Here is a 5,561-nt window from a genome sequence, read left to right as displayed (position 1 = left end):
GGTACCCGTCGTCCTCGGCCGTCGGCGACTCGGCGGCGACGAACACCCCCTCGCCGACGGCCCCGTCCCGCCCGAACTCGTGCGCCTCGACCGTCCCCCGGGCGAGGTCGTGCTTGAGCAGGGCGTTGCTGAAGCCCTCGTCCGGCCGGTCGTCCTCGGGGCCGGTGGGCGGGGCGTAGAGCTCGACGGCGGCCGCGTAGCCGTAGCGGTACGGGCGGCCGGTGTGCGCCGGGTTGAGGCGCGGGAACTCCTGGATCCGGTCGTCCAGCCGCTCCTCCTTCGCCGTGCCCGCCGCCAGGTCCATCGTCCAGCGGTCGAGCGTGGGCCGGCTCGCGCCGATGTCGCGCAGGTCCATGCCCTCCGGGTGCCGGATGACGTCGACCACCAGCGAGTCCGCCGTCCGCTCGTGGGCGTTGAGCGTGTGCCCGACCAGGTGCGGCGCGAGCTCGAACCACCGCACCTCGCCGCCCTCGCGCGGCATCACCCCGACCCGGGCGGCGCGCCGGTCGTCCCAGGTGAAGGGCACGCCGGTGGCCAGGTGCGCGGCGCTGAACACCACGGGTGTGTCGTACAGCACCACATACCGCTCGGTGAGCGCGAAATCGTGCATGTACGGGTTCCCGGGCACCGGGATCAGCGTGCTGCGCCGGACGGTGCCGGTGGCGTCCATCACGATGTGCTGCACGTGCTCGGAGCCGTACCGGAAGGCGAGCGAGTGCAGCTCGCGGGTGTGCGGGTCGAGGATCGAGTGCGCGTTGGCGCTGTACCCCTCGGGCGTGGCGCCCAGCCCGCAGGGGCCCACCGTGTCCAGCTCGTAGGTGAGTTCGTACGGTCGGATGCCGCCCTCGATGAGCGCGTAGGTGCGCCCGGCCAGGGCCGCGACCTGCACGTTCGGGGAGATGTCCAGCCGCTCGTCGACGGGCGTGCCGCGCCGCGGCTCACCGAGCCGGTCGGCGACGGCGCCGGAGCGCACCCAGCGGTTGCGGTACCACTCGGCGCGCCCGTCGCGGATCCGGACGCCGTGCACCATGCCCGCGCCGAGGGTCCACAGGTGCGCGGCCGGGTCCTCGATGCCCAGCGGGTTGGGGCCGTTGCGCAGGTAGCGGCCGTCGAGGTGGGCCGGGATCCGCCCGGTGACGGGCAGGTCGTACGCGGTGACCTCCTCGGTCACCGGGGCGAAGTTCCCGGACAGGTACCGGTTTCGCGGGTGGCTGTCCCGCCGGTGGTGGTTCCGGCTCACGGTGTCGTCCTCTCGTCGGAAGGTGGTGGACCGGCTGCGAAGGACCGCCCCAGCGCGGCCATCAGCGCCTCGTAGCGCGCCCCCGCCTCGTCCGGGGCGAAGTGCCCGGCGAGCTCCAGGCTGACCGCACCGTGGGTGGCCGCCCAGAACAGCTTGGAGACCTCGTGGGCGTCCCCGGGCCGGAAGAGCCCGGCCGCCATGCAGGCGGCCACGGCGGCTTCCGAGGCGTCGAAGACGGTCCGGGCGACCGCCAACGCCTCGGCTCCGGGCCGGAATTCGGGCACGGGCTGCTCGAACATCACGCGGTAGTAGGCGGGTTCGGCGAGCGCGCGCTCCCGGTAGACCCGGCCGAGCTCAGTCAGGTACGCCAACGGGTCCTCCCCGTACGGGACTTGCTCCTGCGCGCGGCGCAGCCTCGCGAAGCCCTCCCGGTACAGCGCGTCGAGCAGACCCTCCTTCCCGCCGAACATCGTGTACAGCACCTTGGTCGAGGAGCCGATCTCACCGGCGATCCGCCGCACGGTCAGTGCGGCGGATCCTTCGGCGACGAGGAGGGTGATGGCGCGGTCGAGGATCACGGCGCGCACGGCATCCTGGCCGTGTCGCAGCGCGTCCTGGTAGGGCGTGCTCATGGGTAACAACGTAACCCACAAGAAACAGCGTTACCACCCTTTTCCGGAAGGCGAGTTCAGCCCGCGAAGACCGGCCGGTCCTTCGCGAACTCCACGTACTCGAACACCGCCCCGCCCGGATGCCGGGCGGTCGCGTTGCGCCCGGTCGGCACCTCGTTGGGGCCGTCCAGCAGCTCGCCGCCACGGTCGCGGAGCAGCTGCCCGAGGCCGTCCAGATCGTCGACCAGCACCGTCGCCTGCACCCTGCGGAACGGCGCCAGCGCCTCCTCACTGCCCGCGACGACCAGCAGACCGCCGATCCGCGCGACCTCCACACCGGCGTACGGGAAGCGCAACCCCGCCTCCTCGCCGGTGAGTTCGCGCAGCGTGGGCAGCGCCGCGTCCAGGTCGTCCACGTACACCCGGGCCAGCGTCTCCAGTGCCTTCATCGTCCAACCTCCGAGATCCCGCTCGACCGTCAAGATCAGCGTCGAGATCAATTCGACTTTCCCGAACTGTCGAACCGAGATACTAGACAGCGCTCCACTTCCGGCACCACCCCCAGCACCAGTGGCACCAGCAGCACCAGCAGCCGACCTGACCCGAGGACCTCCGATGCGGACCCTGCCCCAGCCCCACCCCGAGGACTTCGACCTCGCCACCGTGCTGCACGCCCTCGGCGACCCGGTCCGGCTCCGACTCGTCCGGCGCATCGCCGAGGACGGCGAGACCACCTGCAGCCCCGAAGGGTTCGACGTACCGCGCTCGACCCTCTCCAACCACTGGCGGATACTCCGCGAGGCCGGTGTCGTCTCCGTCCGCACCAGCGGCAAGAACCGGCTGGTCACCCTGCGCCGGGAGGCCCTCGACACCCGCTTCCCGCAGCTGCTCGGCGCCGTGCTGGAGACGCCGCCGCCCGGCTGCGGCGGATGACGGAGCGGCCGGGCGGCGCGATACGTTGAGGAGGACCGGAACGCGGAGGGGGGCGGCGATGCAGCCGGGCGAGGTACTCGACGGACGGTACGCACTGGTCGAGCAGATCGGCGAGGGCGCGTTCGGGGCGGTCTGGAAGGCCCAGGACACGCGCATCCAGCGCCTGGTCGCCGTCAAGGTGATGCTCCCGGGCGGCGACTCCCCCAAGGACGCGGCCCGGTTCGCCCGCGAGGTGGCCACCGCGGGCGCGCTCAACCATCCGTCCATCGTCACCGTGCACGACTTCGGGCGGCACGGCACGGCCGAACGCCCGCTGTTCTTCCTGGTCATGGAGCTGCTCGACGGCGTCCCGCTCAGCCGCCACCTGGCCGACGGTCCGCTGCCGCTGCGCCAGGCCCTCGGCTGGGCCGTCCAGATCGCCCAGGCGCTCGCCACCGCGCACCGCGCCGGCGTCGTCCACCGGGACGTCAAACCGGCCAACGTGATGATCCAGCCCTCCGGGGCGGTCAAGGTCGTCGACTTCGGCATCGCCCGCACCGGCACCGCCGACGACGGCGTCACCAGCACCAACGTCATCGTCGGCACGCCCGCCTACATGGCCCCCGAACGCTTCGACAGCCGCGGCCTGGACGCCCGCTCCGACCTCTACGCCTTCGGCTGCCTCCTGCACGAACTCCTCACCGGCCGCACGCCGTTCCGCGGCACCCTGTACGAGCTGATCCGCCAGCACGGCGAGGCGCCGCCCACCGCCCCCGGCTTCCTGCGGCCCGGTCTGCCCGCCGAACTCGACGCCCTCGTTCTCGACCTGCTCGCCAAGGACCCGGCCCACCGCCCGGCCGACGCCGGCCTGGTCGCCGAACGCCTGCTCCGGCTCGTCGAGTGGGTCGAATCGGCCGAACGGCAGCAGGCCGGACGCCAGGCCACCGTGCGCGAGGTGCCCACCGCCGAGGAGGACCCGTACGTCCTCGCCCGCCGTCAGGAGGCGGACGCGCTCCTCGCCAGGGCCCAGGAGGAGGTCGCCCTGCTCAGGCGGCGCTTCGAGACCGACGTCGCCCACCACCGCCGCCAGGCCGAACAGGACCTGGCCGACATCCGGGCGCACACCGAGAGCGTGGCGCAGCAGATCATCGCCGACGCCCGGGCGCGCGGCGCGCAGATCGAGCGCGAGGCCGCCGCCCGGGCCTCCGCCAGCCTCCGGCAGGTCGGTGAGACCGAACGGCGCGCCGAGCCGGGCGAGCAACGGCACGGCCTGCCCGAGCAGCGCAACGACCTGTTGAGCCGGCAGGCCGACAAGCTGCGCAACGACGCGGAACAGCTGCGGCGCAGCATGGACAACGCTCGCCGGCAGGCCTCCGACTTCCTGGCCGACGCGGTGGCCAAGGCCGGCCTCGGCCCTGCCCCCGAGGGCCGGGAGCAACCGCGTGAACTGGCCGGGCCGCCCTCCTCCGCGGCGCCGTCCGCGCCGTCCGCCCCGTCCGCGCCACAGCGGCGCAAGCTGCCGAGCATGCAGGAGCTGCTGTCCGGACGCACCCGCTCCGCCGCCGAGGGCGAGGATCAGCGGCGTCGCCACTGAGTCCAACTCGGCGTTTCAGATCGGCAGTTGAACGCAGAGCAAACTTCCCCCGACGCCCCGCCGTCGCGCTCGCCCGACCGGGTGAGCGTCGGCGGGCGGCCGTACACGCACGCGGGGCGACTCGTTCTGCTGTACATGACCTCCCCGTTCTCCCCGGCTCCGGCCCGACCCGAGCCCAGCGACACCGCGAGACTGCCGTGGCCGTGATCGGCCGGGCGACGGCTTCGGTGATCTCGCTGTCCATCCTGCTGATCCCGGCGGCCGTCACCTCGGGCGACGTACCGGCCCCCGAGGTCGGCGCCGGATGGTGGGAGGTCTCCGCGAACGCCGCCAACGTCCGGATCGACCACTTCGGCGACGACGCCGTGATCGGACTCGCGAGCTCCGGCGACCAGGTCGAGGTCCTGGACACCTGGACCTCACCGCTGGGCGCGCGCTGGGCGAAGGTCATGGTCGACCGCACCCGGGTCACCGGCTGGGTGCTGTGGTCCCTGCTGGCGCACCGCGACCCGGCGTCGGAACCGTAGAATCCGCCTGTCCACCTGGAACGACGTCCGCCTCGGAGGCGGGCGGGCATGCTCCGAGCAGGAAGGACGGGCGTGTTCCGAGCGCAGCGTCCGCGCACCGCACGACTGACCCCGTGGGAGGGCGACGGCCGGGTCACCGGTGTCGCCCTGCTGCTGCCCGGCGGGTTCCTCCGGAGCCGCCGGAGGCCGTTGAAGGCCGCCGAACTGGGCCTGCGCGAGCTCGCCACCGGGCTGGCCGACCGCGGCCGACCGCACGGCCTCGCGGTGCACCTGCTGCGCTACCGCTACGGCGGCTGGAACGGCGCGGACGCCGATACCGCGGCGGACACCCACTGGGCGTTGGACGAGCTCGCCCGCCGCCACCCGGGCGCGCCGGTGGTGCTGATCGGCAACTCGCTCGGCGGGCGGGCGGCCTTCTGGTGCGCCGGACACCCGAGCGTGGCCGGGGTGGCCGGGATCGCGCCCTGGCTGCCCAGCGGCGACCGGGTCGAGCAGCTGGCCGGGCGGCGGGTGCTGATCGTGCACGGCACCGCCGACCGCAGCGAGGCCAGTGCCGCGCGGTCCCTGGAGTACGCGCTGCGCGCCCGGCGGGTCGTCCCGGACCTGGCGCGGTACGAGGTGCCCGGCGGCAACCACTACCTGCTCCGGCGGACCGCCGACATCAACGCGCTGACCAC

Annotated in this window: 7 protein-coding genes; 4 read left to right on the top strand and 3 right to left on the bottom strand. The window is 73.5% G+C overall.

All coding sequences use genetic code 11. From position 1 onward, the window contains the following. The 3 genes from J0670_RS28475 to J0670_RS28465 form a co-directional block, all read right to left on the bottom strand. Positions 1-1,240: carotenoid oxygenase family protein (locus J0670_RS28475; protein ID WP_207814563.1), on the bottom strand; the 1,240-nt coding region annotated here is incomplete at its 3' end. Further along, entirely contained in the window at positions 1,237-1,872 is a 636-nt protein-coding gene (locus J0670_RS28470) for a TetR/AcrR family transcriptional regulator (protein WP_207814562.1), read from the bottom strand. The genes J0670_RS28470 and J0670_RS28475, both read right to left, overlap by 4 nt. Before the next feature lie 56 nt (positions 1,873-1,928). Next, positions 1,929-2,300 (bottom strand): VOC family protein, encoded by a 372-nt coding sequence (locus J0670_RS28465; RefSeq protein ID WP_207814561.1) that lies wholly within the window; start codon positions 2,298-2,300, stop codon positions 1,929-1,931. 166 nt (positions 2,301-2,466) lie between these two features. Between J0670_RS28465 and J0670_RS28460 the strand changes: the two genes are divergently transcribed. The 4 genes from J0670_RS28460 to J0670_RS28445 all read left to right on the top strand — a co-directional run. Further along, positions 2,467-2,784 (top strand): helix-turn-helix transcriptional regulator, encoded by a 318-nt coding sequence (locus tag J0670_RS28460; protein WP_207814560.1) that lies wholly within the window; start codon positions 2,467-2,469, stop codon positions 2,782-2,784. Positions 2,785-2,842: 58 nt separating this feature from the next. Beyond that, positions 2,843-4,357 (top strand): serine/threonine-protein kinase, encoded by a 1,515-nt coding sequence (locus J0670_RS28455; protein WP_207814559.1) that lies wholly within the window; start codon positions 2,843-2,845, stop codon positions 4,355-4,357. A 197-nt stretch (positions 4,358-4,554) separates the two neighbouring features. Continuing rightward, a complete protein-coding gene (locus tag J0670_RS28450) occupies positions 4,555-4,884 on the top strand; it encodes a hypothetical protein (protein ID WP_207814558.1) in 330 nt (109 codons plus the stop codon). A 72-nt stretch (positions 4,885-4,956) separates the two neighbouring features. Next, positions 4,957-5,561: alpha/beta hydrolase (locus J0670_RS28445; RefSeq protein WP_207814557.1), on the top strand; the 605-nt coding region annotated here is incomplete at its 3' end.

Origin of the sequence: Streptomyces sp. FH025 (genome assembly GCF_017427025.1) — a bacterium.
In the GTDB taxonomy this organism is placed as follows: Bacteria; Actinomycetota; Actinomycetes; order Streptomycetales; family Streptomycetaceae; genus Kitasatospora.
The sequence above is the reverse complement of the archived record's forward strand: the minus strand, read 5'-3'. Positions and strand labels throughout refer to the sequence as shown.